Origin of the sequence: Xanthomonas hydrangeae (assembly GCF_032697525.1) — a bacterium.
Lineage (GTDB): Bacteria > Pseudomonadota > Gammaproteobacteria > Xanthomonadales > Xanthomonadaceae > Xanthomonas > Xanthomonas hydrangeae.
In genome coordinates this window covers 4,866,529-4,890,813 of sequence record NZ_CP103836.1, presented here as the reverse complement: position 1 = coordinate 4,890,813, position 24,285 = coordinate 4,866,529, and the positions used below count along the sequence as shown (strand labels likewise).

Annotated in this window: 23 protein-coding genes; 8 read left to right on the top strand and 15 right to left on the bottom strand. The window is 64.8% G+C overall.

Annotated features, from left to right (window positions below; all coding sequences use genetic code 11):
* Positions 1 to 116: 116 nt before the first annotated feature.
* The 11 genes from NYR97_RS20655 to ccmA form a co-directional block, all read right to left on the bottom strand.
* Complete coding sequence (locus tag NYR97_RS20655; protein WP_316698406.1) at positions 117 to 371, bottom strand: DUF1294 domain-containing protein; 255 nt, start codon at positions 369 to 371, stop codon at positions 117 to 119.
* A gap of 161 nt (positions 372 to 532) precedes the next feature.
* Positions 533 to 1,735, bottom strand: a complete 1,203-nt coding sequence (metX, locus tag NYR97_RS20650; protein ID WP_316695512.1) for a homoserine O-acetyltransferase MetX — start codon at positions 1,733 to 1,735, stop codon at positions 533 to 535.
* A 677-nt stretch (positions 1,736 to 2,412) separates the two neighbouring features.
* On the bottom strand, positions 2,413 to 3,423 hold the full coding sequence (locus NYR97_RS20645; protein ID WP_316698403.1) for a tetratricopeptide repeat protein: 1,011 nt from the start codon (positions 3,421 to 3,423) through the stop codon (positions 2,413 to 2,415).
* A gap of 2 nt (positions 3,424 to 3,425) precedes the next feature.
* Positions 3,426 to 3,860, bottom strand: coding sequence for a cytochrome c-type biogenesis protein (locus tag NYR97_RS20640; RefSeq protein ID WP_316695511.1), 435 nt, complete (start codon positions 3,858 to 3,860; stop codon positions 3,426 to 3,428).
* Complete coding sequence (locus NYR97_RS20635) at positions 3,857 to 4,459, bottom strand: DsbE family thiol:disulfide interchange protein (protein WP_006452120.1); 603 nt, start codon at positions 4,457 to 4,459, stop codon at positions 3,857 to 3,859. The genes NYR97_RS20640 and NYR97_RS20635 overlap by 4 nt, the downstream gene beginning before the upstream one ends.
* Positions 4,452 to 6,389 (bottom strand): heme lyase CcmF/NrfE family subunit, encoded by a 1,938-nt coding sequence (locus NYR97_RS20630; RefSeq protein WP_316695509.1) that lies wholly within the window; start codon positions 6,387 to 6,389, stop codon positions 4,452 to 4,454. The genes NYR97_RS20635 and NYR97_RS20630 overlap by 8 nt, the downstream gene beginning before the upstream one ends.
* Before the next feature lie 168 nt (positions 6,390 to 6,557).
* Positions 6,558 to 7,028 carry a cytochrome c maturation protein CcmE gene (gene ccmE / locus NYR97_RS20625; protein WP_316695507.1) on the bottom strand — a complete coding sequence of 157 codons (471 nt, stop codon included), beginning with the start codon at positions 7,026 to 7,028 and terminating at the stop codon, positions 6,558 to 6,560.
* Positions 7,025 to 7,198 (bottom strand): heme exporter protein CcmD, encoded by a 174-nt coding sequence (locus tag NYR97_RS20620; protein ID WP_023904167.1) that lies wholly within the window; start codon positions 7,196 to 7,198, stop codon positions 7,025 to 7,027. Before NYR97_RS20620 ends, ccmE begins: the two co-directional genes overlap by 4 nt.
* On the bottom strand, positions 7,195 to 7,947 hold the full coding sequence (ccmC, locus tag NYR97_RS20615) for a heme ABC transporter permease CcmC (protein WP_055826273.1): 753 nt from the start codon (positions 7,945 to 7,947) through the stop codon (positions 7,195 to 7,197). The genes NYR97_RS20620 and ccmC overlap by 4 nt, the downstream gene beginning before the upstream one ends.
* 148 nt (positions 7,948 to 8,095) lie before the next feature.
* Positions 8,096 to 8,791, bottom strand: coding sequence for a heme exporter protein CcmB (ccmB, locus tag NYR97_RS20610; protein ID WP_316695504.1), 696 nt, complete (start codon positions 8,789 to 8,791; stop codon positions 8,096 to 8,098).
* On the bottom strand, positions 8,788 to 9,432 hold the full coding sequence (gene ccmA, locus NYR97_RS20605; RefSeq protein ID WP_205394583.1) for a heme ABC exporter ATP-binding protein CcmA: 645 nt from the start codon (positions 9,430 to 9,432) through the stop codon (positions 8,788 to 8,790). The genes ccmB and ccmA overlap by 4 nt, the downstream gene beginning before the upstream one ends.
* A 216-nt stretch (positions 9,433 to 9,648) precedes the next feature.
* On the opposite strand from ccmA, the gene NYR97_RS20600 reads away from it, so the two are divergent.
* Positions 9,649 to 10,797, top strand: coding sequence for a pyridoxal phosphate-dependent aminotransferase (locus NYR97_RS20600; protein ID WP_205394584.1), 1,149 nt, complete (start codon positions 9,649 to 9,651; stop codon positions 10,795 to 10,797).
* 151 nt (positions 10,798 to 10,948) lie between these two features.
* Complete coding sequence (locus NYR97_RS20595) at positions 10,949 to 11,749, top strand: amidohydrolase (RefSeq protein WP_316695502.1); 801 nt, start codon at positions 10,949 to 10,951, stop codon at positions 11,747 to 11,749.
* A gap of 107 nt (positions 11,750 to 11,856) precedes the next feature.
* Here NYR97_RS20595 and NYR97_RS20590 read toward each other — a convergent pair whose 3' ends face one another.
* Positions 11,857 to 12,627, bottom strand: coding sequence for a glutaminyl-peptide cyclotransferase (locus NYR97_RS20590; RefSeq protein WP_316695501.1), 771 nt, complete (start codon positions 12,625 to 12,627; stop codon positions 11,857 to 11,859).
* A 165-nt stretch (positions 12,628 to 12,792) separates the two neighbouring features.
* On the opposite strand from NYR97_RS20590, the gene NYR97_RS20585 reads away from it, so the two are divergent.
* On the top strand, positions 12,793 to 13,230 hold the full coding sequence (locus NYR97_RS20585) for a hypothetical protein (RefSeq protein ID WP_006452110.1): 438 nt from the start codon (positions 12,793 to 12,795) through the stop codon (positions 13,228 to 13,230).
* 391 nt (positions 13,231 to 13,621) lie between these two features.
* Here the strand turns inward: NYR97_RS20585 and NYR97_RS20580 are convergent, their stop codons facing one another.
* From NYR97_RS20580 to NYR97_RS20570, 3 genes are read right to left on the bottom strand one after another with little or no spacing between them, the layout of a single operon-like run.
* The gene (locus tag NYR97_RS20580) at positions 13,622 to 15,250 is read right to left on the bottom strand and encodes a pseudouridine synthase (protein ID WP_095574793.1); all 1,629 of its coding nucleotides are present in this window, start codon (positions 15,248 to 15,250) and stop codon (positions 13,622 to 13,624) included.
* Positions 15,243 to 16,205 (bottom strand): SMC-Scp complex subunit ScpB, encoded by a 963-nt coding sequence (gene scpB, locus NYR97_RS20575; protein ID WP_316695499.1) that lies wholly within the window; start codon positions 16,203 to 16,205, stop codon positions 15,243 to 15,245. The genes NYR97_RS20580 and scpB overlap by 8 nt, the downstream gene beginning before the upstream one ends.
* A gap of 13 nt (positions 16,206 to 16,218) precedes the next feature.
* Positions 16,219 to 17,124, bottom strand: coding sequence for a segregation and condensation protein A (locus NYR97_RS20570; protein WP_023904160.1), 906 nt, complete (start codon positions 17,122 to 17,124; stop codon positions 16,219 to 16,221).
* Between the two features lie 368 nt (positions 17,125 to 17,492).
* Between NYR97_RS20570 and NYR97_RS20565 the strand changes: the two genes are divergently transcribed.
* From NYR97_RS20565 to NYR97_RS20545, 5 genes are all read left to right on the top strand, one after another.
* Positions 17,493 to 17,792, top strand: coding sequence for a YciI family protein (locus NYR97_RS20565; protein WP_316695496.1), 300 nt, complete (start codon positions 17,493 to 17,495; stop codon positions 17,790 to 17,792).
* Positions 17,789 to 18,058 (top strand): BolA family protein, encoded by a 270-nt coding sequence (locus tag NYR97_RS20560; protein ID WP_104550822.1) that lies wholly within the window; start codon positions 17,789 to 17,791, stop codon positions 18,056 to 18,058. The genes NYR97_RS20565 and NYR97_RS20560 overlap by 4 nt, the downstream gene beginning before the upstream one ends.
* A 324-nt stretch (positions 18,059 to 18,382) precedes the next feature.
* A complete protein-coding gene (locus NYR97_RS20555; protein ID WP_205394590.1) occupies positions 18,383 to 19,405 on the top strand; it encodes a LacI family DNA-binding transcriptional regulator in 1,023 nt (340 codons plus the stop codon).
* A gap of 152 nt (positions 19,406 to 19,557) precedes the next feature.
* Entirely contained in the window at positions 19,558 to 22,545 is a 2,988-nt protein-coding gene (locus NYR97_RS20550; RefSeq protein ID WP_316695493.1) for a TonB-dependent receptor, read from the top strand.
* Positions 22,546 to 22,645: 100 nt separating this feature from the next.
* Positions 22,646 to 24,283, top strand: a complete 1,638-nt coding sequence (locus tag NYR97_RS20545) for a glucoamylase family protein (RefSeq protein WP_205394592.1) — start codon at positions 22,646 to 22,648, stop codon at positions 24,281 to 24,283.
* Positions 24,284 to 24,285: the final 2 nt, after the last annotated feature.

Sequence of the window (24,285 nt, the reverse complement as noted above, 5' to 3'; positions counted from 1 at the left end):
GTTTCTTCCAATACGCAAGCAGCGAATAGATGGTGACCCGTGCCATGCCGTGCGGGTGAGGTGTTGCAGGTCTTGGTATCTATTTCTTGCGCGCACGGGCATCGCACGCGCGTCGCTCATTTGAGCAGCGCGTGTAATGCAGCCATCAGCGCAGGCTGGCGCAAGGCAAAAAACAACACTGCGACGTTCACCACAACGATGATCCAGAACCGCAGCTGGAAGGCCGCCTTGCTGGACTTGTGCCGGAACAACCCTTGCGCCAACAATGCCCCCGGCCATCCGCCGAGCAGCGCGATGATGTGCAAGCTCGTTTCCGGTGTGCGTCGCCGGCCGCGCTGGGCTGCGCTCTTGTCGCGTCGGTAGGCGATCATCGCCACTACGCTGGCGGCCGCGTACCACAGTGCCAACAGCGCTGGCAGTCGATCTGTAACCACCAACACTGCAATTCCGATCAGTGACAGCACCGCTAGCGTCTTGCGCGGCAGGCCACCACGCTGAGGCAGGTCACGCCGCCGTTGCGCGGTTCTGGAAATCAGCAAGCATCCAGAAAGTTGCGCACGGCCGGACCGAAGCGCGCGAAATCGACCAGGAAGGCATCGTGGCCCTGTGGCGAATCCAGCCCGAGAAACTGAGCATCCGCACCGCCGGCACGCAAGCCTTCGGCGATCTGTTCCTGTTGCTGCACGGGAAACAGGATGTCGGTATTGGCACCGATCGCCAGCGCACGCGCGATGCGGATCTGCGCCAGACCGGCCAGCACCGTGGCGTCGGTGGAGACGCCGGTATCGGGCTTGGCGGCGAGGTGTGGGTTGTCGAGCTGCGTGCCATCGACACGCGCGTCAATGGCCGGCTTGTCGGCGACATACTCGGCCAGATCGAACCAGTCCATCGAGCGGCTCAGATACAGATAGCAATTGGGATCGAAGAAGCGCACGAAGCGGCGCGCGTGACCTTCCAGATAACTTTCGACCTGGAATTCCAGCCCGAACGGGTCGTCGGCGGCCTGCTCGGAATCTAGTCGTACACGGCCGAAGCGGCCGTCCCATTCCAGCGCGGAGCGGTAGGTGATCACGCCGAGTTTGCGCGCCATACGCATGCCCGATTCGGGATAACGGGTGTCGTCGTAATGGCCGCCGTTCCAGTGCGGATCCAGGCGGATGGCTTCGCGCTGCAGCGAGCGGATGGCGATCGAGAACGGCAACGCCTGCGCGCTGCCGGAGATGTTGATGTGGCTGCGCGCAATGCCGGGGTGCCGCAGCAGCAACGCCAACGCGGTCATGCCGCCCATCGAGTTGCCGATCAGGCAGGCAAGTTGTTCGATGCCCAACGCGCGCACGACATCGGCTGCTGCATCGGCCACATCTTCGATCGACAACTCCGGAAATGTCAGGCGATACAGCGCGCCGGTGGCGGGGTCGATCGAGGCCGGGCCGGTCGAGCCCTTGCAACTGCCCAAGGAATTGACGCACACCACGAACCAGCGCTCGGTATCAATCGGCTTGCCTGGCCCGAGCATCGCTTCCCACCAACCGGGCTCTGGATTGGCTTGATTTGCCGCAGCATGCGCGTTGGGCGACAGACCGGTGACGATCAACACCGCGTTGCTGCGATCGGCTGCCAGCGTGCCCCAGGTTTCGTAGGCGACGTGCGCCTGGTGCAGGGCGCCGCCACGCTTCATCGGAAACGGCGAGGGCAGGGCGTGGAAGCGCGTGCCGGGGGGAATGAATTCAGTCATGTCGCAATTCTATCTGCCATGGTACGCGCCGGGTGCAGGATGGGAGTGGGTTTGAGCCCTTGCGCTGCTTGATATCAGCCTTCAGAGCGGCGGATCTGCGGCTTGGCTGCAGGGCCCTTGCCCGCCCACCGTCGCGGGACACGCCGCAAGTACGTCCGTGTAGGCTCTTACGCGGCATCCATGCCGCGTAAGGTCCCGCGACGGTGGGCGGGCAAGGACCAGTCGATATGGTCGGTGTGCATGGTGCAAGCAATGCATGACGTGCTTCTGATGCGCTGGATCTCTGTAGTTGCGGCCCGTACTCGCAAGCCGATGCAACCCGCGAGATGACCCGCTTTTTACTTGGCTACCGACCAACTTCCTGGCGCGGTGTCCTTGCCGATTGCGGGACCGTGTGGCGGCATGATGGATGCCGCCACCGAGCCCCATGGACGGGTTTACGGCGTGTCCCGCGAGCGGCGAGGGCATCGCGCCCTCGACCAACGCGGCTTGGGACCACCCAGATGACGTTGGTAGCAGCTAACACAATGATGGCGCAGCCGTTACTCGGTGCGGCATGTGATGCGTGACACTCCGATTCCTCGGCGCCGTCCAGATAGGCCTTACGACTGCGCGCTACGTTTTGTGGCCGCTCTTCGTCCATTGGCCCAAGCGTCGCAACGACATGTGGCAAGCAATCAGCGTCCGATCACCAACTCTACTGGCGCATCGGCAGGCAGTGCCACCATCACTGGCGCGCTTTCCACATCGTCGGCCTGGCGCATTGCGTTGCCGCTGCGCGACAGCCGCGCCAGCACCTGTACCTTGTCCAGCGACGACAGCGTGCGCGTCGGCATCGGGCTGTCGCCATCGTCCAGGGTGATGGTCAAAGGCAAGTCGCTGAGCGCGTGTTTTTCCACCGCCACCGGCATCGGGGTATCTGCCGCGCGCGCGATCACGAAGACGCTGGTATCGCCGGGCAATCCGGCGCGTTTGGCGAATTCGGCATCCAGCGTCACGCGCACCTGGATGGGTTTGCCGCTGGCTGCAGCGGCAGGCGCAGCAGGTGCCTGGATCGGTTCCAGTTTGGCCTCGCCACGTGCGGCATTGATCTGTTCTAGCAGGCCGGGGCGCGTGTTGGCATCGACCACAGCGAGCAACGGCGTCCAGGTCTCGCTGGCCTTGGCCGGCTGACCGGCCTGGCGTTGCACCACACCGAGAAACCAGCGCGCGCGTTGATGGTCCGGCTGCAGCGCCAAAGCATGTTCGAGCAGACGCATGGCCTGCGGGTCCGGCTGCCCGCTGTCGTCGGCGAGCATGCGCGATTGCGCGGCGGCCACCAGCACGTCAGGCTCGTCCGGGCGCAACGCAACCGCGCGTGCAAATGCATCACGCGCTTGCGCGAATTTCTGCTGGCTGGACAGCGAGCGCCCCAGCAACACCCAGCCTTCGGCCTGATCGGGATTGCTCGCCAATGCAGCGCGCAGTTGCACGATGGCTTCGTCCAACGAGCGTGGTGTGGCCGGTCGATTGGCCGGCTGTTCGATCGCACTCGGCGTACCGATTAGCCAATACAAGGCCGCGCTCGCCGCCAGCAATAACACCGCGACGCTGGCAGCCAGTCCGCGCGTCTGGCGCCACAGCGGCCGCAGCGCCACGGCGAACGCGAGCAAGGCCAGCACCACCACTGCAACGACGAAGCCGACCACCATCACCACTCCTGCTCATCGGCGGGCAGGGCGGGCGCAGCCACGCTGCGTCGGCGCACCACGAAGACCACGGCGCCGGCACCCAGCAACAACACCAGCAGCGGGCCGAACCACAGCAACCACGTTCGAGATTCGACACGCGGCCGATACAACACGAACTCGCCATAGCGCGCCACCAGGAACTGGCGGATCTGCGCATCGCTGCGCCCTTCGTGCATCAGCGCCAGCACTTCGCGACGCAGGTCCTGGGCGATCTGCGCATTCGAATCGGCCAGCGACTGGTTCTGGCATTGCACGCAACGGAATTCGGCGGTCAATGCGTGGAAGCGCGCTTCTTCTTCGGTAGAGGCATAACGCAGCGGTGCCGGGTCGCCGACCGGCTGGGCCAGGGCCAGCCAGGGCAGCAACAGCAGCGTCAGCAGCCAGGCGCGCATCATCGGCTGGTGTGCAGATCCGGTGCGGCGCTGGGCGAGCGTTCGATCTTGCTCAGCGCCGGAATCAGCTGGGTGTCGATGATGGATTGGGTGAGCATGCCGCTGTATTTCCAGCGCACCACGCCGCGCCCGTCGACCAGAAAGGTTTCCGGTGCCGCCGCGATGCCGAAGTCGATCGCGGTACGGCCGTCTTTATCGGCCACCACCAGCAGATACGGGTTGCCCAGTTGTTCGAGCCAGCGCAGTGCATCGGTGCGCTCGTCCTTCCAGTTGTAGCCGATCACGCGCACGCGCTTGGTCAGTGCGAAGCGGCTCAGCACCGGGTGTTCTTCGCGGCAGGCCGGGCACCAGCTGCCCCACACGTTGATGATGTAGGGGGCGCCACGCAGTTCGCGTGCGTGCACCACGATGCTGGGGTCGTGCAGCAGCGGCAGCGCGAACTCCGGCGCCGGTTTGCCGATCAGCGCAGAGGGCAGGGCATCGCGATCGTCCTGACCGGAGCGCACCACCGCATAGACCAGCAGCGCTGCCAGCGCGAGCAGCAGCACGATGGCACCCACGAGTACGGCAGTGGGTAGGCGGGGCGAACGTGACTCAACCATCTTGGATCTCCGGAGAACGACGAAAACGCCGGTCGGCCGCGGTGACCAGGCCGCCGAGCGCCATCAGCAGCGCCCCCAGCCAGATCCAGCGGACGAACGGTTTGAGGTGGACGCGCACCGCCCAGGCCTGATTGCCCAGCGGTTCGCCAAGGGCGACATACAGATCGCCGAACGGACCGGGGCGGATCGCCGCCTCGGTCAAGGTCTGCCCGCCGCTGGCGTAGCGGCGTTTTTCCGCATGCAACAGGCCCACCGGCGCATCGTCCTTGAACACCTGCACGTTGGCACGATCGGAGACGTAATTGGGTCCGCGCAATTCTTCGACGTGATCGAAGTGCAGCGCATAGCGGCCGATCTGCATCTGCTCACCGGGCGCCAACGCGACCTCGCGTTGCAGGCTCAGCGCTTCCACCAGCAATGCACCGGCCAGGAACACCGCCACGCCCAGATGCGCCAGCACCATGCCAAGCATTTCCGCAGTGAATTTCCGGCCCTTGGCCGCGCGTCGCGTCCACAGGAACCGCACCGTGCCGAGCAGCACCCACACCGCGCCGGCTACACCGATCGCCGCTTTCAGCTGACCCTGCGGGGCGACGAACCATGCCAGCACGCCTGCGGCAGCCGCCAGGCCCGCCCAGGGCGCCAACATCGCCAACGGGCGCGAGGCCTGTTCGCGCTGCCAGCGGGTCAATGCGCCGAACGGCAACAGCGCCACCAGCGGCGCCATCAATACCAAAAACAGCGTGCCGAAGTAGGGCGGGCCGACCGACAACTTGCCCAAGCCCAAGGCATCGGCCAGCAGTGGATACAGCGTGCCCAGCAACACCATCGCGCAGGCGCAGGTGAGCAGCAGGTTGTTCAACAGCAACAAGGTTTCGCGCGAGCTGCCGGCGAACGCGCGGCGCGGGTCGTCGACCAGCGACAAGCGCGGTGCGCGAATCGCGTACAGCACCAGCGAACCACCGACCACTACCAGCAGGAATACCAGAATAAACAGACCTCGCGAGGGATCGGCCGCGAACGAATGCACGCTGGTCAGCACGCCCGAGCGCACCAAAAACGTACCCAATAGCGACAATGAAAATGCAGCGATCGCCAGCAATAACGTCCAGCTGGCGAAGTTGCCGCGCTTTTCGGTCACTGCCTGCGAATGCAGCAACGCAGTGCCCACCAGCCACGGCATGAAACTGGCGTTTTCCACCGGGTCCCAGAACCACCAGCCGCCCCAGCCCAGTTCGTAATACGCCCACCAGCTGCCCAGCGCGATGCCGACGGTGAGCATCGACCACGCCACATTGGTCCATGGCCGCGTCCAGCGCAGCCAGCGTGCATCCATCCGGCCTTCCAGCAGCGCGGCGATGGCGAAGGCGAACGGCACCGCAAAGCCGACGTAGCCGCAATACAGCATCGGCGGATGGATGATCAGGCCGGGGTCCTGCAGCAACGGATTGAGGTCGGCGCCTTCCAGCGGTACCGGAAACAACCGCGCGAAGGGATTGGAGGTAAACAGCAAAAAGGCCAGGAACCCAATGCTCACCAGCGCCATCACCCCGAGCACGCGGGCAATGACATGCGCGGGCAGCTGCCGCGACCACAGCGCCACCGCGCCGGTCCACAGCGCCAGCACCAGCGTCCACAGCAGCAGCGAGCCTTCGTGCGCGCCCCACACCGCCGAGTAGCGATACATCACCGGCAACAAACTGTTGGAATTCTCGGCGACGTAGCGCACCGAAAAATCCTGCACCAGGAATGCATGCGTCAGCAGCGCGAATGCTGCGGCGATCAGGCCCAATTGCACCAGCGCGGCCGGCCGCGCGACCGCCATCCAGCTACTGCGCCCACTTTGCGCACCGGCCAGCGGCAGCGCGGCCTGCACCAACGCCACCAGCAACGCCAGAATCAGCAGGAAGGTGCCGAGCTCAGGCAGCATCGGGTCGGCGCGTTGGTGAGCATGCAGTGGGGCAACGAATGCAAGCGCAATGCAGAGGCGTCATCCATGCAGCGTTTGCAAAAGCCACCCCATGCACGGCGACGTTGTCAGCCACACAGCGACCGCGCAGGCCATCGCCCTGCAGGAAAGCGAACGTCACCGATTCCATCAACGCAGCCCTCCAGCCTGGTCCGCCGCCGCCGGCACATCGTGCTTGCGATGCGCACTGCCCATCTTGTCGGCGACTTCCTTCGGCATATAGGTCTCGTCGTGCTTGGCCAGGATATCTTCGGCCACGAAGACGCCTTGCTGCATGCGACCGGTGGCCACCACCGCCTGCCCCTCGCGAAACAGGTCCGGCAGGATGCGGTCGTAGCGCACTGCCAGCTGTGCATCGCCGTCGGTGACGCTGAACTGCGCTTCCAGCGAGCCGGACGCGCGTTTGAACGAGCCTTTTTCCACCATGCCGCCGAGCCGGAAACGCGCGTGGTCGCCGGCGTCGCCACGCAGTACTTCCGACGGTGTGTACAGATAGGCCACGTTGCGCTGCAGCGCCATCGCCACCAGCGTGGTCGCCAGCCCGCCGGCCAGCACCAGCGCGATCACCAGCCACATCCGGCGGCGGCGTTGCGGGTTCACCGGATCAGCTCCGCATCGGTGGGCACCGCCGCGCGCTTGCGCTCGCGCAGGCGCCGCGCCTGCGCAATCTTCAATGCGCGGCGCACCTGCCAGCGGCCGGCGATCAGGTCCCACAGCAGCACCAGCACGAACACTGCGTAGGCGGCGATGACGTAGGGCAGGTAGCTCATGCCGCGCCCTCCGGGGCATCGCGCACGATCCAGGCCTTGCCGGCCTCGCGGCGCAGGTTGTCGGCGCGCGCACGCGTCAGCAGCGAACCGGCGAACCAGAACTTGGTGCCGATCACCATCAGCCACAGCGGCAGCAGCATGCTCGCATCGATGGTCGAGGGGCCGAGCAGGCGAATGCTCTGGCCTTGATGCAGCGAGTTCCACCACACCACCGAATAGCGGATCACCGGCAGCAGCGCCACGCCGACGATCGCCAGCAACGCTGCCGCGCGCGCCGCCTGACGTCGATCGTCGATGGCGTGATACAGGCCGATCACGCCCAGATACAGAAACAGCAGAATCAGTTCGGTGGTCAGACGCGGGTCCCAATCCCACCAGGCGCCCCACATCGGCTTGCCCCAGATGCTGCCGGTGAGCAGCGTGATCACGGTGAACGCAGCGCCGATCGGCGCGCAGGCCATCGCCAGGATTTCGCAGATCTTGATGCGCCAGATCAGCGCAATCGCCGCATACAAGGCCATCAAGCCGAACACGAACAGGCTCATCCACGCGCTGGGCACATGGATGTAGAGAATGCGGAAGCTGTCGCCCTGCTGGTAATCGGCCGGCACCGCGAACAAGGCTTGCCAGATGCCCACGCCCAGCAAGACCGCAGCCAGCGCATAGCACCACGGCGCCCAGCGCGCAGTGAAACGGTCGAAGATCGGGGGAGAGGCGAGTTGGTGGAACCAGTGGACGACGACGTTCATACGATGGCAGTAGCCCTTGGAATGGCATTAGCTCTCGAAACAGCAGTGGCGCTTGCAACTGAAATCGCGCTTGCAACTGCAATGGCGCTTGCAACTGCAATGGCGCTCGGCGCTGTGCGCATCATCACCACCGCATCGATCACACACTTCAGCTCAGCGAAATACGGATCGCGGCAGCCGCAGCCAGCGGTGCCAGAACCACACCGATCACCAAGCCAGCGCCCAACAACAACAACGCACCCACCGCATCCTGTCCTTGTCCACTTGCCGCAACACTGCCGGCACCGAACACCAGCACCGGCACATACAACGGCAACGCAAGCAACGCCACGAGAATACCAGAGCGTTTCATCGTCACCGTCAGCGCCGCAACCACGGCGCCGAGCAGACTTAAAAGCGGTGTTCCCAGCGCCAACGATGCCAGCAACACAGGGAGTTGGTCATGTGGCAGGTGCAGCAATTCGCCCAGCAGCGGCGTCGCCGCAATCAACGGCAATGCGCTGGTCGCCCAGTGCAGCAGCACGCGTACCGCGATCAGCCAAGCCAGCGGCACCGGCGCCAGCAGCCATTGCTCCATCGAGCCGTCTTCCACATCGCTGCGGAACAACGCATCCAGCGACAGCAGCCCCGCGAGTAACACAGCCAGCCACAGCACCGCCGGCGCGGCCTGCGCCAGCAGATCCGGGCGCCCACCCAGGCCCAGCGCGAACAGCACCACGATCAACAAGGCGAACAGGGCCGGCTGCAGCGCGTCGCTGCGGCGCCGCCACAGCAATTGCAGATCGCGGCTGAACAAGGCGCGCGCGGCCTGCCACAGCGAGGGTTGCGGCGAATGCAGGCTCATGCTGCCGCCTCCAGCGTGAGCATGCGCGTGCGCACCGGCGGCGCCGCATAGGCGCCGTGGGTGGTGACCAGCGCCGCGCCACCGCCGCGCAGGTGCGCGGAGATCATCCGGTTGACCAGGGTAATGCCGTCCAGATCCAGGTTGGCGTAGGGCTCGTCCAGCAGCCACAGCGGGGCCGGCGACAGCCACAACCGCGCCAGCGCCAAGCGCTTGCGCTGGCCGGCCGACAATTGCCGCACCAGCGCATCTTCGTAACCGGCCAGGCCGACGATGGCCAGCGCACTGCCGGGCATCTGCTTGGCGCGGCGGCCATGCAAACCACACAGAAAGTGCAGGTTCTCCAGCGTGCTGAGGTCGGCCTTCAGGCCCGGCAGGTGACCGAGATAGGCCATGAAGCGGCTGCGGTCGCCGCGCCGCGCGGTCTTGCCGTCGATCAGGATCTGCCCACGTTCCACATGCAGCAAGCCAGCCAGCACGCGCAGCAGTGTGGTCTTGCCGGCGCCGTTGTCGCCCTGTACCAGCAAGGCTTCGCCGGCATCGACATGGAAATCCAGCGGGCCGAACACCGGCTCCTCGTTGCGGCTGAAGGCCAGGGCGCGCGCGGCCAGCAGCGGTGGCGCAGTGTGCAGCGGTTCGGTCATCGGCGCAGCGGGCTCCCGTCGCAGGACGGTATGGGGAAGGGCCGGGGCATGGCACGCTCCAGACTGGGCGCGCATTGTAGCGACGATGGCCCGGTGTCGGGGGTGCACTGGGCGGCCTGATGTGTCCGGGAACGCTGTTTTGCACCGGCCGGGCGCAACCGCCTGGCGGCTTTGCGTACACTCGCGGTCCCCCCGTTTCTTGTCCGGACCGGCACGATGCCCCTCACGACCAAGCTGCCCAAGGTGGGCACCACCATCTTCACCGTCATGTCGCAGCTGGCGGCCGAGCACGGCGCGGTGAATCTGGGCCAGGGTTTTCCCGATTTCGCGGTGCCGTCGCGGCTGGTCGATGAACTGACCAAGGCCATGGCGGCCGGCCACAACCAGTACCCGCCGATGACCGGCGTGGCGGCCTTGCGTCAGGCCATTGCCGGCAAGGCGCAGCGCTGCTACGGCGCGCAGGTCGATGCCGACAGCGAGATCACCGTCACCAGCGGTGCCACCGAGGCGATCTTCAACGCCATCCACGCGGTGGTGCGCGCTGGCGAGGAGGTCATCGTGCTGGACCCGGCCTATGACTGTTACGAGCCGGCGATCGATCTGGCCGGCGCGCGCGCGGTGCACGTGGCGCTGGACCCGCAGACCTTCGCGGTCGATTGGCAGGCGCTGCGCGCCGCAATCACGCCGAAGACGCGCCTGCTGATGATCAACTCGCCGCACAACCCGTCCGGCGCGATGCTGTCGGCCGCCGACATGCAGACGCTGACCGAACTGCTGCGCGGCACCGAGATCTTCCTGCTCTCGGACGAGGTCTACGAACACATCGTGTTCGACGGCCGTCGTCACGAGTCGGTGTTGCGTTGGCCGGAATTGCGCGAGCGCGCATTCGTGATTTCCAGCTTCGGCAAGACCTATCACTGCACCGGCTGGAAGATCGGCTACGCCATCGCACCGCCGGCACTGAGCGCCGAGTTCCGCAAGGTGCACCAATACAACACCTTCACCAGCTTCGGCCCGGCCCAGCACGCGTTCGCCGCGATGATCCGCGACGAACCCGAACACGACGCGCAACTTGGCGCCTTCTATCAAGCCAAGCGCGACCGTTTCCGCGAACAGCTGCTGACCACACGTCTGAAACCATTGCCCGTCCCCGGCGGCTATTTCCAGCTGGTGGATTATTCGGCCATCAGCGACCTGCCCGACACCGAGTTCGTGAAGTGGCTGACGGTGGAGAAGGGCGTGGCGGCGATTCCGCTCTCGCCGTTCTATGAAACCGCGCCCGCTGGCCAGCGTCTGGCACGGCTATGCTTCGCCAAGAACGATGCGACGCTGGATGCGGCGATCGAGCGCTTGCAGAAGCTCTGAGGGGCTGGGAGTCGGGAATGGGGATTCGGGAATCGAAAAGGCGGTTGGTCGCTTTTCGATCTGAATCCGCAGAAAGCCTGATGCCATGAAGCCGCACGAAAACTCGCCGTCCGATTCCCGAATCCCGATTCTCCATTCCCGAGCCTCAACCATGCACGACCTCCGCATCTCGCTTGTCCAGGGCGACACCCGCTGGCACGACCCGGCCGGCAACCGCGATTACTACGGCGCGTTGCTGGAGCCGTTGGCCGGGCAGACCGATTTGGTGATCCTGCCGGAGACCTTTACCAGCGGGTTCTCCAACGATGCCATCTTCAAGGCGGAAGGCATGGACGGCCCCACGGTGGCGTGGATCCGTGCACAGGCAGCAACGCTGGGGGCCGCCATCACCGGCAGCGTGCAGGTACGCACCGAGCAGGGCGTGTTCAACCGCCTGCTATGGGCTACCCCGGATGGCGCGCTGCAGTGCTACGACAAACGCCATCTGTTCCGCTTCGGCAACGAGCATCTGCGCTATGCCGCCGGGCGCGATCGCCTGACAGTGGAATGGAAGGGCTGGCGGATCAATCCACAGGTCTGCTACGACCTGCGTTTTCCGGTGTTCTGCCGCAATCGCTACGATGTCGAGCGGCCGGGGCAGCTGGATTTCGATCTGCAATTGTTCGTGGCCAACTGGCCGTCTGCGCGCGCCTACGCGTGGAAGACGCTGCTGCGCGCACGTGCGATCGAGAACCTGTGCTTTGTGGCGGCGGTCAACCGCGTCGGCGTCGATGGCAATCAGCTGCACTACGCCGGCGACAGCGCGGTGATCGATTTCCTGGGCCAGCCGCAGCTGGAAATTCGCGAGCGGCCGCAAGTGGTCACCACCACCATCAGTGCGTCGGCGCTGGCCGAGCATCGCGCGCGCTTCCCGGCGATGCTGGATGCCGATACGTTTGAGATTAGGGATTAGGGATTAGGGATTAGGGATTCGCAACAGCGAGCATGCTGCTGCCTGCGCCAATGCCGCTTACGCCAATTCCGAATCCCGAATCTCCAATCCCCAATCCCCAATCCCGGCTACTCAGCCAGCCGAAGTTCGTAAAGCTTCGGCCAATGCTTGCCGGTGACGAACAGGCGATCGTGCTTGGCGTCATAGGCGATGCCGTTGAGCACATCGTTGCCCGGATCCGTCAGTGTCTGGTCATCCGGCACCAGTGCCTTCAAATCGATCCAGGCAACCACCTTGCCGCTGGCCGGGTCGATGCGTGCGATGCGCGTGGTCAACCAGACGTTGGCCAACAACTGGCCCTTCACCCATTCCAGCTCGTTGAGGTTGTCCAGTGGCCTGCCGCTGGCGGTGACCTTGAGACTGCCAACCTGTTGCAGCGTCTCCGGATCGAGGCGGCGGATGGTGGAGCTGCCATCGCTCATGTACAGGCTGCTGGCATCGCTGGTCAGCGCCCAGCCCTCGCCGGAATACGCAAAACGCGTACGCGGCGTGAGCGTGGCCAGGTCGTAGACAAAGCCCTGCTGATTGCGCCAGGTCAGTTGAATCAGCGTGTCGCGCCAGGCCACGATGCCTTCGCCGAAGTAGGGCGGCGGTGTCGTGGCCTGCTGCAATATGCGGCCGGTGTGCAGCTCGACCTTGCGTACGCTGGAACGGCCAAGTTCCCCGGTGCTTTCGTAAAGGTATCCGTCCAGATAGAACAGGCCCTCGGTGAACGCGCCGGTGTCGTGCGGATAGGTCTTCACCACGGTGTAGCGCTGGGTCGGAATGGCCTCGCCGGCAATGGCTACAGACGGCAATAGCAGGGCGGTCAACAGGGTGAGGTGAGCGGTACGCAACATGCCGCGATCATCCCATGCGCAAGGTGCTTCCTGCACCACCAGGCGCGCCTGGCGGCAGCGGCAATCATTCGCTGAACGGTCGCCTGTGCGATGCCTGGAAGTTGTCGCGACTGCCACGCCGGCGCTGCTAGGCTCGGCGCCACGCTCATCAACCGGAATGCCCGCATGATCAAGTCGCTTTCTCTTTTCGCGCTGCTGGGCGCTGCCGCACTCGCACCGCAGGCACAGGCTGCAGGAAACATCGACTGCAAATTGTCGTTCAATCTGGAAGGCTGGTCGGTGTTCTACAAGACCGCCAGCGGCACCGGCACCATCACCTGCGACAACGGTGCAGTGATTCCGGTCAAGATCTCCAGCAAGGGCGGCGGCCTGACGGTTGGCAAGTCCAAGATCACCGGCGGCCGCGGCACCTTCAGCGGCGCCTACAGCCTCAATGATCTGCTCGGCACCTACGCGGCGGCCGAAGCGCACGCCGGCATCGTCAAATCCAGCACCGCACAGGTCGTCACCAAGGGCGACATTTCGCTGGCCCTGGCCGGAACGGGCGAGGGCGTGGATCTGGGCGTCAATGTAGGCAACTTCGTGATCGAGCGTCGCAAGTAAGACGCAGCAGATCGCGGAGGACGGCACTTAACAAGCGCATCGGACGGCCGGGCAACACGCACTGCTTGTAACTACGCATACCGACCATCTCGACCGGTCCTTGCCCGCCCACCGTCGCGGGACCTTACGCGGCATGGATGCCGCGTAAGAGCCTACACGGACGTACTTGCGGCGTGTCCCGCGATGGTGGGCGGGCAAGGGCCCTGCAGCCAAGCCGCAGATCATCTTGTTGGCCGCGCTAAAGCTGCCTCGCGTGCCGGTTCGCTGGTGCGAGCCACAGTTATATTTTCGCGCTTACTTCGATGTATCGCGTGATTCAAGCAGACATGATCCAAGCGATAACTAAAAACGGCCCTTCGCAGGGCCGTTTTTTTATTGCGCGTCTTGTAGCTTAGCGACCGCGATTGCCGCCACCTGGTGGCCGACGGTTGCCGCCGCCCGGGGGACGACCCCCCGGACCACCTGGGCCACGTGGAGCGCCGCCCGGGCCACCGGGACCGCGATTACCGCCCGGTCCACGGTTGCCGCCGGGGCCGCCTGCACGTGCGCCGGTCGGGCGACCAGCTGCCGGACGTGCCGCGCCATACGGACTGAAGCCCGGGTTGGCGTGGTCGGACGGGAAGCTCGGTGCGTTGCCCGGGTGACCATAGGGATGCTTGCGCTGACCCTGGCCTTGACCTTGCGACTGACCTTGTCCACCGCCGCCGCCAGCACCGCCGCGGCCTTGACCCTGACCGCCTGCACCCGGACGCGCACCGCCCGGACCCTTCTTGGCGTACGGACGTGCCTGGCCGGTGCCGGGACCGCTGGGGCCGGCGTTGCGGTGGCCGCTTGGGCCGGTACTCACGCCATCGGGCACATACCAGCTGCGGAACGCGGCCGGGTTGCCGTCCGGCAACGCGCGGTCGCCCTTACCGGGTGCGCGCGGCTTGAACGGGCGCTGCTGCGACTGCCGCGCGGCGGCTTCGCCGCTGACCGTGAGACCACCCTTGAAACCGCCGGGCTTGCCGCGACCACGGCCGCCACGATCGTCGCGCGGATTGTCGAAGCGACGCAGCTCGCGGCCTTCGTCGGCACCGGAGGTCTGGCCATTGACATAGGCATTGCTGCGGCCGTCGCGAGACACGTGCACGGTGGATTTGGCCGCACGGCGCTGGCCGATCACCGGCTGCAGCGTCAGTGCCGACGGTGCGCCTTCTTCCAGCTTGAGTTCGGCGCGCAGGGCGTCGACCTTTTCCTGCGCCACTTCCACCGACTGCCCACGCAGCAACTCGCGCGGCAGCGAGATCTTGCCGTAGCGACTGCGCTTGAGGCGACTGACCTGGCAGCCTTGCGACTCCCACAGACGGCGCACTTCGCGGTTGCGGCCTTCCTTGACCACCACGCGGAACCAGTCGTGCGAGTCGGTGCCGCCGATGCGCTCGATCTCGTCGAACTTGGCGCCGCCGTCTTCCAGCAGCACGCCGCGCGACAGGCGCTCGATGATGGCGTCGGAGACCTTGTCTTCGCCTTCCGGGGCGCGCACGCGCACCACGTATTCGCGTTCGACCTCGTAGGAGGGATGCATCATCGCGTTGGCCAGCTCGCCGTCGGTGGTCAGCAGCAGCAGGCCGGTGGTGTTGATGTCCAGGCGGCCGATGGCGATCCAGCGCGAGCCCTTCAATGCCGGCAGCGACTCGAACACGGTCGGGCGGCCTTCGGGATCTTCGCGCGTGGTCACTTCGCCTTCGGGCTTGTTGTAGATCAGCACGCGCGAGGGCTCGGTCAGCGCGCTGGCGACGAAACTGCGGCCGTCCAGCTCGATCTTGTCGCCGCTGCGCACCGACATACCGGTCTGCGCGACGGCGCCATTGACCTTGATCAGGCCATCGGCAATGCGCTGTTCCAGCGCGCGGCGCGACCCCAGGCCGGCCTGGGCCAGCACCTTGTGCAGGCGCTCTTCTAGCTTGGGCGCTTCGGGCGCGCTGTCGCGCTTGAGGGAGAGTTTGTTCAACGACAGCTTGCGGGGGGTGTCACTCATGTGTCTGGCTCCGGCCGACGCGTTGCGGGTCGGCCTCTGGGTCGGAATCGGCTTCGTCAACAGCCACGGTCGTCGTCGCGACGGCGTTGTCTTCGTCTTCGTTCACTGCATCCGCGCGCGTACCCGGCGCGGTGTCGGGGGCGCCCTCACGGGCGTCGTCTGGGTCCAACGTGTTCTGGTCCTGCGCCGAGGCATGCTCGGAGTGTTGCGGTGTTGCGTCGATCGGGTCTTCGGCGTCGGTGGCGTTATCTGCATCGCCGGCGTCGTGTGTTTCTTCATCCAGTTCGGCATCGATGGTGTCGCCATCGGAGTCCGGGTCAGCCGCATCGGCCTCCGTCTGACCCAGCGCTGCATCCATCGCCGCCGATGCCGGCACTGCGCCATCCAGTTGCCCGTCGCGGTCCAGCTGCAGCTGCGGTTCCAGCTCGGCGATGTCCTTCAACTCAGACAATGGCGGCAGCTCGTCCAATCGCTTGAGCCCGAAGTAATCCAGAAACCCCTTGGTGGTGCCGAACAGGGCCGGCTTGCCGGGCACGTCGCGGTGGCCCACCACGCGGATCCACTCGCGTTCTTCCAGGGCCTGGATGATGTTGCTGCTGACCGCCACGCCGCGCACCTGCTCGATCTCGCCGCGGGTGATCGGCTGGCGGTAGGCGATCAGCGCCAGGGTTTCCAGCGTGGCGCGGGTGTACTTGGTGCGGCGTTCGGTCCACAGACGGGCAACCCAGCCATGTACATCGGCCTTGACCTGGAAGCGGAAGCCGGAGGCCACCTCGACCAGTTCCACCCCGCGCTCTGCGCAGCCCTCGCGCAGTAGTTCCAGCGCGCGCTCGACGCTGCCGGGCGGCGCCGGTTCTTCTTCCGGAAACAGCCCCTGCAGCTGCGCCAGCGTCAGCGGCTGGCTGCTCGCCAACAGGGCGGCTTCGATAATGCGGGTGATCAGCGCTTGATCCATTCGGTGATCGGCTTCAGATAGGTTCGTTGGCGGCATCGCTGTCGTCGAATTCGCTGGAGAATTGCAACGGCGCATTGGTATTGCCCAACGCCAACGACTTCACGTAGATCGGCGCCAGCGGCGCTTCCTGCACGATGTCCAGCAACTGCTCCTTGGCCAATTCGAGCAGCGCCAAAAAGGTGACCAGCACGCCGAGCTTGCCTTCTTCGGCAGTGAACAGCGATTCGAAACGGTAGAACTTGCCATCGTCCAGACGGCTCAGCACATCGCCCATGCGCTGGCGCACACTCAGCGCCTCGCGCTTGATCGCATGGCCGGTGAACAGTTCGGCGCGCTTGAGCACGTCGTACAGCGCCATCAGCATTTCTTTCAGTTCCACCGGCGGCGGCAGCTTGACCGCTGCGCGCTCGGGCAGATGCGCCTGCACCGGCGCACTGTCGCGGCCCATGCGGGGCAGGGTGTCCAGATCCTCGGCGGCCTGTTTGAAGCGTTCGTATTCCTGCAACCGGCGTACCAACTCGGCACGCGGGTCGTTTTCCTCGCCTTCCTGGCTGGGCGGGCGCGGTAACAGCATGCGCGATTTGATCTCGGCCAGAATCGCGGCCATCACCAGATATTCGGCCGCCAGTTCGAAGCGCAGCTCCTGCATCACATTGATGTAGTCCACGTACTGCCGGGTGATCTCGGCGACGGGGATATCCAGGATGTCCAGATTCTGGCGGCGGATCAGATACAGCAGCAGATCCAGCGGGCCTTCGAAGGCATCCAGGATGACTTCCAGCGCGTCCGGCGGAATATACAGATCCTGCGGGATCTGCAGCACCGGTTGCCCATGCACCACCGCCAGCGGCATTTCCTGCTGCTGTGGCGGCGCGCTTGTGGCTGGCGGATTCGCGTCGTGCGCGAGTTCGGAATTCATCAGGTCGACATCGGGTGTTGCGGTCGCCGGCCGCGGTCTGAGCCGCGCCTGCAGGGCTTTGCCTTGAGTAATTGCAATCTAATGTCGTGCCTGTGCCGGCACGATCCCACAAATCCACATACGCCAATCCACATGAAAACAGGCGCCACGTGGCATGCGGCGACGGAACAGCGAGGAGGTCGTCTACACGGGCCGGTGGTGGGCAGCGAATCGGTCGTCGAGTGAGGCGTGGGGCCTGGGCCGACGGGCCGCTGCGTCCGGTTGCGTGTGCAGTGGTGCCAAGGGTAATGCGTGCGCGGGGGCGGTGTCCAGCGCTGACACGGCTAGAATCTCCGGCAGTGATCTTCAAGTCTTTGGCGAGGTGGCGTGTGTGGTACGTAATCGAAGGGTATGACCAGGCCGATGCGCTGGCCGCGCGGCAGCAGGCGCGACCGGCGCATCTGGCACGTTTTCAGGCGCTTGCGGCGTCCGGCCGCTTGCTGGTGGCGGGCCCATGCCCGGCCATCGATGCCGAGGATCCGGGTCCGGCCGGATTCAGCGGCAGCGTGGTCATTGCCGAATTCGAATCGCTGGAACAGGCGCGCGCCTGGGCCGATGCCGATCCATATGTGGCGGCGGGCGTGTATGTGCGCACCGAGGTCCGCCCGTTCCGGCGGGTGCTGCCATGAGCCGGGTCGAGCGGATCCGCGCCGCATTGCAGTCGGCGCTGGCGCCGAGCGAGCTGGAGGTGGTTGACGACAGCCATCGCCACGCCGGGCACGCCGGCGCGCGCGATGGGCGCGGGCATTTCAATGTGCGCGTGGTCAGTGCCGCGTTCGTTGGAAAGGCGCCGCTGGCGCGCCACCGCGCCGTGTATGCCGCAGTCGGCGAGATGATGCAGACCGATATCCACGCCTTGTCGATCGAGGCGTTTGCGCCTGGTGAGGCGGGGTAACCAGGTCGGCCGTCGTAGGAGCGCACCTGGGCGCGACAGGGGTTATCGGTAAGGCCCGTCGCGCCCAGGTGCGCTCCTACGGGGTCGACTGTCCCCCGACATGGCGGAACAAACTGCCCCAACCGTGATCCACGTTGTGCTTCGCTGGTGGACACGACAGTGCGGGATTGTTGCGACGCAGCACAATCTTTCACCTATTCATCACCTGCAGCTAGTTGATCTGTAAGCGTTTTCATCGATGTGAAGATGGGGGTTTACGCCCTCATATGAAAACGCTTACAGTCCGCGCCAGTTTTGGGAACTCGGTCGCGGAGGGCGACACGAATGGCCAATGGTGCGGTCACCATCAAAGATGTCGCTCGGGAAGCACAGGTCTCCGTCGCAACGGTGTCGCGTGCGCTCAATGGGCACGATAACGTCGCCGGGCCGGTGCGCCAGCTGGTGCAGGAAGTGGCTGCGCGGTTGCGCTACAGCCCGCATGCGGCGGCGCGTAGCCTCAGCAGCCGACGCACCCAGACCCTGGGCGTGGTGCTGCCGGATCTGTACGGCGAATTCTTTTCCGAACTGATCCGCGGCATCGATGGGGCGGCGCGCGCCGCCGGCCAGCACCTGCTGGTGTCCAGCTATCACGGCGACCCGGAAGCGCAGGGCAGGGCGTTGCAGTCCATGCGCGGACGCGTGGACGGCTTGCTGGTGCTGTCTCCCTACGCCGAGCAGCCGGGTTTTCTCACCGACAACCTGCCGCAGGCGCTGCCGACGGTGTTGATCAATGCGCATCTGCCCGGTGCCGATTACCCGGTACTGAGCATCGACGACCATGCCGGCGCCATGGCGATGACCGAGCATCTGCTGCGCGCCGGCCATCGACGCATCGCCTTCATCGGCGGGCCGGTGCTCAATTTCGATGCGCGCGAACGCCTGCGCGGGTTCCGCGATGCGATCGCTGCGCATGGCGATCAAGCACAGGGTCTGGAATATCCGGGCGATTTCGACGAGGCCTCAGGTCACCGCGCCGGGTTGGCGATGCTGGCCGACGGCACGTTGCCGGATGCGGTGTTCGCCGCCAACGACATGACCGCGCTGGGCTGCCTGTACGCATTCGCGCAGGCCGATGTCTCGGTGCCTGGCGATGTGGCCCTGGCTGGCTTCGACGATATTCCGCTAGCCCGTTTCGTCCATCCGGCACTGACCACGATGCGGGTCAGCATCGCGCACCTGGGCGGGCAGGCGATGACCCGGCTGATGCGGCTGGTCGAGCAGACCGGCGACGACGACGGCATCCGCCAGTTGCTGACGCCCGAGCTGGTGATCCGCGCCTCCTGCGGTGCCGGCGAGCCTGGCCTCTGACTCCATTCGCTGCTGATCCATTCGGTCCTGACCTTTGTCTGGCCACTGACCTCTTCGCGGACGTTCTGTCCGCTCCCGCTGCCCCCGCAGCGGTCGTTCCTGCAAGACCGCAACGCCACAACAACACTCTGTACCGATCCCTGGAGGGACCAATGCGCCACCACAACCCCCATTCCGCCAGTCCGGCGCGCAAGCTGCTCAGCTGCGCCCTGGCCAGTTGCCTGCTGCTGGGCGCCGCACCGGCCTTCGCGCAGAGTGCTGCCGCGACCATCCGCGGCCAGGTCACCGTCGACTCCGCACCTGCCACCCAGGCCCAGGTCACCGCGACCAACCTCGCCACCGGTCTGACCCGCACCGTACAGGTCAGCAATGGCGGCTATTCGCTCGGCGGCCTGCCGCCGGGGTCGTACCGTCTGGACGTCACCGCCAATGGCCAGACCACCTCGCAGAACGTCACCGTGCAGGTCGGCCAGACCGCCACCCTGAATCTGGGCGTCGGCGGCGAACCCGCCACGGCCGACGGTGGTAACGCCACCACGCTGGATGCGGTGCAGGTCAAGGCGCCGCCGGTGCTGGTGGAAACCCGCACCTCCGAGAACGCCACGTATATCTCCAACGTGCAGATCCAGAACCTGCCGCGTGCCACGCGCAACTTCCTGGAACTGGCCGACACCGTGCCGAACGTGCAGTTCACCCGCGAGGCCAACGGCACCACCAAGGTCCGCTCGGGTGCCACCTCGGCCGAAGGCACCAACGTCTACATCGACGGCGTGAGCCAGAAGAATTATGTGCTGACCGGCGGCGTCAGCGGCCAGGATTCCAGCCGCGGCAACCCGTTCCCGCAGTCGGCGATCGGCGAGTACAAGGTCATCACTTCGAACTACAAGGCCGAGTTCGACCAGGTCAGCGGCGCGGCCATCGTGGCCTCGTCCAAGTCCGGTACCAACGATTTCCACGGCAGCTTCTTCTGGGACACCAGCAACGACGGCTGGCGCGAAGAGAGCCCGTTGGAAAAGCGCGCCGGCGTGCGCGACGACTTCGAAGAGACCCAGTACGGCGCCACCTTCAGCGGCCCGATCCTCAAGGACAAGGCGCATTTCTTCGTCGCCTATGAAGCCAAGGAATACACCACCCCGAACGTGGTGATCCCGGGTTCGATCTATTCCGATCGCGTCGACCAGTTGCCTGCGCAGCTGCAGCCGCTGGTGGCCACCTACAGCACCCCGTTCAAGGAAGACCTGTACTTCGCCAAGATCGACTGGACCATCGGCGACAACAACCTGTTCGAGCTGAGCGGCAAGTACCGCAAGGAAGACGAGCTCAACGACGTCGGCGGCACCTCGACCTTCGAGCACGGCAGCATCAACGGCCAGGAAGAAAAGCGCGCCAACCTGCGCTGGCAGTACAGCGGTGCCAACTTCCTCAACGAAGCCAACCTCAGCTACGAGAGCGCGTTCTGGAACCAGGCGCCGATCAACAACGGCACCGGTTATGTGTTGAGTTATGCACCAGTACGCGGCATCGAGGACGAAGTGCTGTCCGCAGGCGCAGGCAGCAGCTTTCAGCGCAAGGGTCAGAAGGGCTGGACCTTCCAGGACGATTTGACCTTGAACAGCCTGGAATGGCACGGCGCGCACACCGTCAAGATGGGCGTGAAGTTCAAGAGCATCGATCTGAACTCCACCCAGTTCAACCCGGCCAACCCGCAGTACTACTACAACATCCTCAGCGACATCGAAACGCCATACCGGGTGCGCTTCGGTGCGCCGCTGGTGGAAGGTGGCGGCTCGGTGGTGTCCAAGAACAAGCAGTACGGCATCTACCTGCAGGACGACTGGGAGGTCAACGAGCACTGGACCCTGAACCTGGGCGTGCGCTACGACTACGAAGAATCCCCGGCGTTTCTGGACTTCGTGACCCCGTCCGACGTCGCCGGTGCACTGCAGAACTGGCCCAACCTTCAAAACGCCAACTACAACATCAACGACTTCATCAGTACCGGCAACAACCGCAAGGCGTTCAAGAACGCCTGGCAGCCGCGCCTGGGTGCCTCCTACGATCTGTTCGGCGATCAGGCGCATGTGATCTACGGCGGTGCCGGCCGTGCATACGATCGCAACATCTTCGATTACCTGGCGTTGGAGCAGCTCAACAACTCCTTTAACTCCTATAGCTACTACTTCAATAACCCCGGCGCTCCCAACGCCTCAGGTTGTCTCGGCGACCCATGCACCGCATGGAATCCGGCCTACAGCACGCAGGAAGGTTTGAACACGTTGACGGCCAACAGCACCGGCGGTGGCGGTCGCGAGGTCTACCTGATCGACAACAACATCAAGACCCCGTACTCGGACCAATACAGCATCGGCATGCGTAACATGGTGCCGCTGTGGGGCCAGGACTGGTACACCGATGTGACCTTGAGCCGTATCGAAAGTCATGACGGCTTCGCGTTCGTGCGTGGCAACCGTCTGCCGGACGGCTCGTTCTTCCAGCCGGGCACCACCTCCGGCTCGCCGAACGATGGTCCCAATGGCTACAGCGCCATCGTGCTGGGCACCAATGGCGTGGAGACCCGCAACAACCAGCTCGCCTTGCAGGTCGAAAAGCCCTATGACGAGGAATCCGGCTGGGGCCTGACCGTGGCTTACACCTTTTCCGATGCCAAGGAGAACCGCCAGTTCGGCGAGCATTACGCACTGGATCGCGAACGCGTCGAAGACTACGGCTGGCGTGAGGCCGGCGGTATCGCCAAGAACCGTCTGGTGGTCACCGGCATCTACGAGCTGCCGTACGAGATCAAGCTGTCCGGCAAGCTGTCGCTGGCCAGCCAGACCGCGCGCTACGGCCAGAACTGCGTGGCCGGTAACGACCAGTGCTATATCGTCCAGTTCAAGCCGGACGGCACACTGGGCTACAAGGAGTTCAGCATCGCAGCCAATAAAGAATGGGATACCGGTGGCGGTGTCAAATTCAACGTGCGTGCGGATATCCTCAACGTGTTCAATTGGGTGAACTACGCCAACTTCAACGGCGAAACCGGGACACTTGGAGACTTGAACACGGCTTACGGCACACCAACCGGTGTGCTGGCGTCGCCGATGCGTACCTTCCGTCTGGCCTTTGGCCTGAACTGGTGAGGTACTCGACCGCCCTGGCAGTGTCAGGGCGGTCGAACTCGGCGCCTGGATAGGGTAGGTTGGCGTGCGAGATGTAATCGATTACACGAGTGGGGGGCGGATGAACAGGGGCAGGACTTCGTATTGGTTGACGATTCCACTATTGCTGGGCGCGCTGGTGCTGGCGTCATGCAAACAGGCCGAGGAACCTAAGGTGGCCGAAAAGAAGGCACCGGTGAAAGTCATTCTGGTGGAAGCGCAGCTGCCACCCAAGCCGGTCAAACCGCCGTTGCCGCCACTGTTTTCGGACATCGAGCGTCGCACCTTCCAGTTTTTCTGGGACACCACCAACGAACTCAACGGACTGGCACCGGATCGGTTTCCGTCGCGCCCGTTCGCCAGTATCGCGTCGGTCGGGTTTGCGCTGACTGCGTATCCGATCGGGATCGAGAATGGGTGGATCAGCCGCAATCAGGCGATCGACCGCACCTTGACCACACTGAAATTCTTCCGCGACGCGCCAATGGGGCCGCAGCGGACCGGTAGGGCCGGGTACAAGGGCTTCTACTACCACTTTCTGGACATGCAGCAGGGCAAGCGTTACGACAGCTGGGTCGAGCTATCCAGTGTGGACACCGCGCTGCTGATGATGGGCGTGTTGTTCACCCAGTCGTATTACAACGGCGAGGACCCGCGCGAAAAAGAAATCCGCCAGATCGCCGACACGCTGTACAAGCGTGTGGACTGGCGCTGGCTGCAGCAGCGTGCACCGTTGATCTCGATGGGCTGGTTCCCCGAGAGCGGTTTCATCGATCACGACTGGATGGGCTACAACGAAGCGATGATGTTGTACATCCTCGCGCTCGGCTCGCCCACCCACGGCGTGGATCCGGATGCCTGGACCAGCTGGACCCGCACCTACAACAACGACTGGGGCGTCTACCAGGGCCAGGAATATCTATCCTTCGGCCCGCTGTTCGGTCACCAATACAGCCATGTCTGGATCGACTTCCGCGATATCCAGGACCAGTACATGCGCGAGCGCGGCATCGACTACTTCCTCAACAGCCGCCGCGCTACCCTGGCCCAGCGCGACTACGCCATCGATAACCCGATGAAGTGGAAGGACTACGGCGAGAATGTCTGGGGCCTGACCGCCGGCGACGGCCCGCAGAACACCAGTCAGGAATACCGTGGCGAGCAGCGCCAGTTCCGCCATTACTCCTCGCGCGGCGCCGGCCTGCGCGAGAACTTCGACGACGGCACCATCGTGCCGTCGGCGGCGATCTCTTCGATCGTGTTCGCACCCGAAGTGGTGATTCCGGCTGCGGAAGAAATGCACAAGCGCTACGGCGACTTCCTGTATTCCAGCTACGGCTTCCTGGATTCGTTCAACCCCAGCTTCAACTACGACATCCCGCTCAAAACCGGGCGCATGGTGCCGGACCGCGGCTGGGTGGCCAGCGACTACATCGCCATCGACCAGGGCCCGATCCTGGCGATGATCGCCAACTACCAGAACGAATTCGTCTGGACGGTGATGAAGAAGAACCCCTACATCCGCGCCGGTCTGGAACGCGCCGGCTTCACCGGCGGTTGGCTCACCCCCGAAGGCGAGCCGCAGCCGTTGCCCAAGAAGGACGAGCAGGCAGCCGCTGCCCGCTCGCTGGGCATGGCCGAGTCGCGCGCCGCCGCCGCCCAGGCCCAGCAGGACCCATCGCAGCGGCAAAACTCCACGCAACGCCCCAAACCCGAGTAATC

What these genes read in the sequence shown, in the direction of transcription:
- metX (WP_316695512.1), bottom strand. Translation starts at nt 1,735, where the DNA reads ATGACTGAATTCATTCCCCCCGGCACGCGCTTCCACGCCCTGCCCTCG.
- NYR97_RS20555 (WP_205394590.1), top strand. Translation starts at nt 18,383, where the DNA reads ATGGCCAATGGTGCGGTCACCATCAAAGATGTCGCTCGGGAAGCACAG.
- NYR97_RS20595 (WP_316695502.1), top strand. Translation starts at nt 10,949, where the DNA reads ATGCACGACCTCCGCATCTCGCTTGTCCAGGGCGACACCCGCTGGCAC.
- NYR97_RS20630 (WP_316695509.1), bottom strand. Translation starts at nt 6,389, where the DNA reads ATGCTGCCTGAGCTCGGCACCTTCCTGCTGATTCTGGCGTTGCTGGTG.
- NYR97_RS20545 (WP_205394592.1), top strand. Translation starts at nt 22,646, where the DNA reads ATGAACAGGGGCAGGACTTCGTATTGGTTGACGATTCCACTATTGCTG.
- NYR97_RS20640 (WP_316695511.1), bottom strand. Translation starts at nt 3,860, where the DNA reads ATGATGCGCGCCTGGCTGCTGACGCTGCTGTTGCTGCCCTGGCTGGCC.
- ccmC (WP_055826273.1), bottom strand. Translation starts at nt 7,947, where the DNA reads ATGAACGTCGTCGTCCACTGGTTCCACCAACTCGCCTCTCCCCCGATC.
- NYR97_RS20585 (WP_006452110.1), top strand. Translation starts at nt 12,793, where the DNA reads ATGATCAAGTCGCTTTCTCTTTTCGCGCTGCTGGGCGCTGCCGCACTC.
- NYR97_RS20635 (WP_006452120.1), bottom strand. Translation starts at nt 4,459, where the DNA reads ATGGTTGAGTCACGTTCGCCCCGCCTACCCACTGCCGTACTCGTGGGT.
- NYR97_RS20560 (WP_104550822.1), top strand. Translation starts at nt 17,789, where the DNA reads ATGAGCCGGGTCGAGCGGATCCGCGCCGCATTGCAGTCGGCGCTGGCG.
- ccmA (WP_205394583.1), bottom strand. Translation starts at nt 9,432, where the DNA reads ATGACCGAACCGCTGCACACTGCGCCACCGCTGCTGGCCGCGCGCGCC.
- NYR97_RS20620 (WP_023904167.1), bottom strand. Translation starts at nt 7,198, where the DNA reads ATGAGCTACCTGCCCTACGTCATCGCCGCCTACGCAGTGTTCGTGCTG.
- NYR97_RS20655 (WP_316698406.1), bottom strand. Translation starts at nt 371, where the DNA reads ATGATCGCCTACCGACGCGACAAGAGCGCAGCCCAGCGCGGCCGGCGA.
- NYR97_RS20570 (WP_023904160.1), bottom strand. Translation starts at nt 17,124, where the DNA reads ATGAATTCCGAACTCGCGCACGACGCGAATCCGCCAGCCACAAGCGCG.
- ccmB (WP_316695504.1), bottom strand. Translation starts at nt 8,791, where the DNA reads ATGAGCCTGCATTCGCCGCAACCCTCGCTGTGGCAGGCCGCGCGCGCC.
- scpB (WP_316695499.1), bottom strand. Translation starts at nt 16,205, where the DNA reads ATGGATCAAGCGCTGATCACCCGCATTATCGAAGCCGCCCTGTTGGCG.
- NYR97_RS20550 (WP_316695493.1), top strand. Translation starts at nt 19,558, where the DNA reads ATGCGCCACCACAACCCCCATTCCGCCAGTCCGGCGCGCAAGCTGCTC.
- NYR97_RS20600 (WP_205394584.1), top strand. Translation starts at nt 9,649, where the DNA reads ATGCCCCTCACGACCAAGCTGCCCAAGGTGGGCACCACCATCTTCACC.
- NYR97_RS20580 (WP_095574793.1), bottom strand. Translation starts at nt 15,250, where the DNA reads ATGAGTGACACCCCCCGCAAGCTGTCGTTGAACAAACTCTCCCTCAAG.
- NYR97_RS20590 (WP_316695501.1), bottom strand. Translation starts at nt 12,627, where the DNA reads ATGTTGCGTACCGCTCACCTCACCCTGTTGACCGCCCTGCTATTGCCG.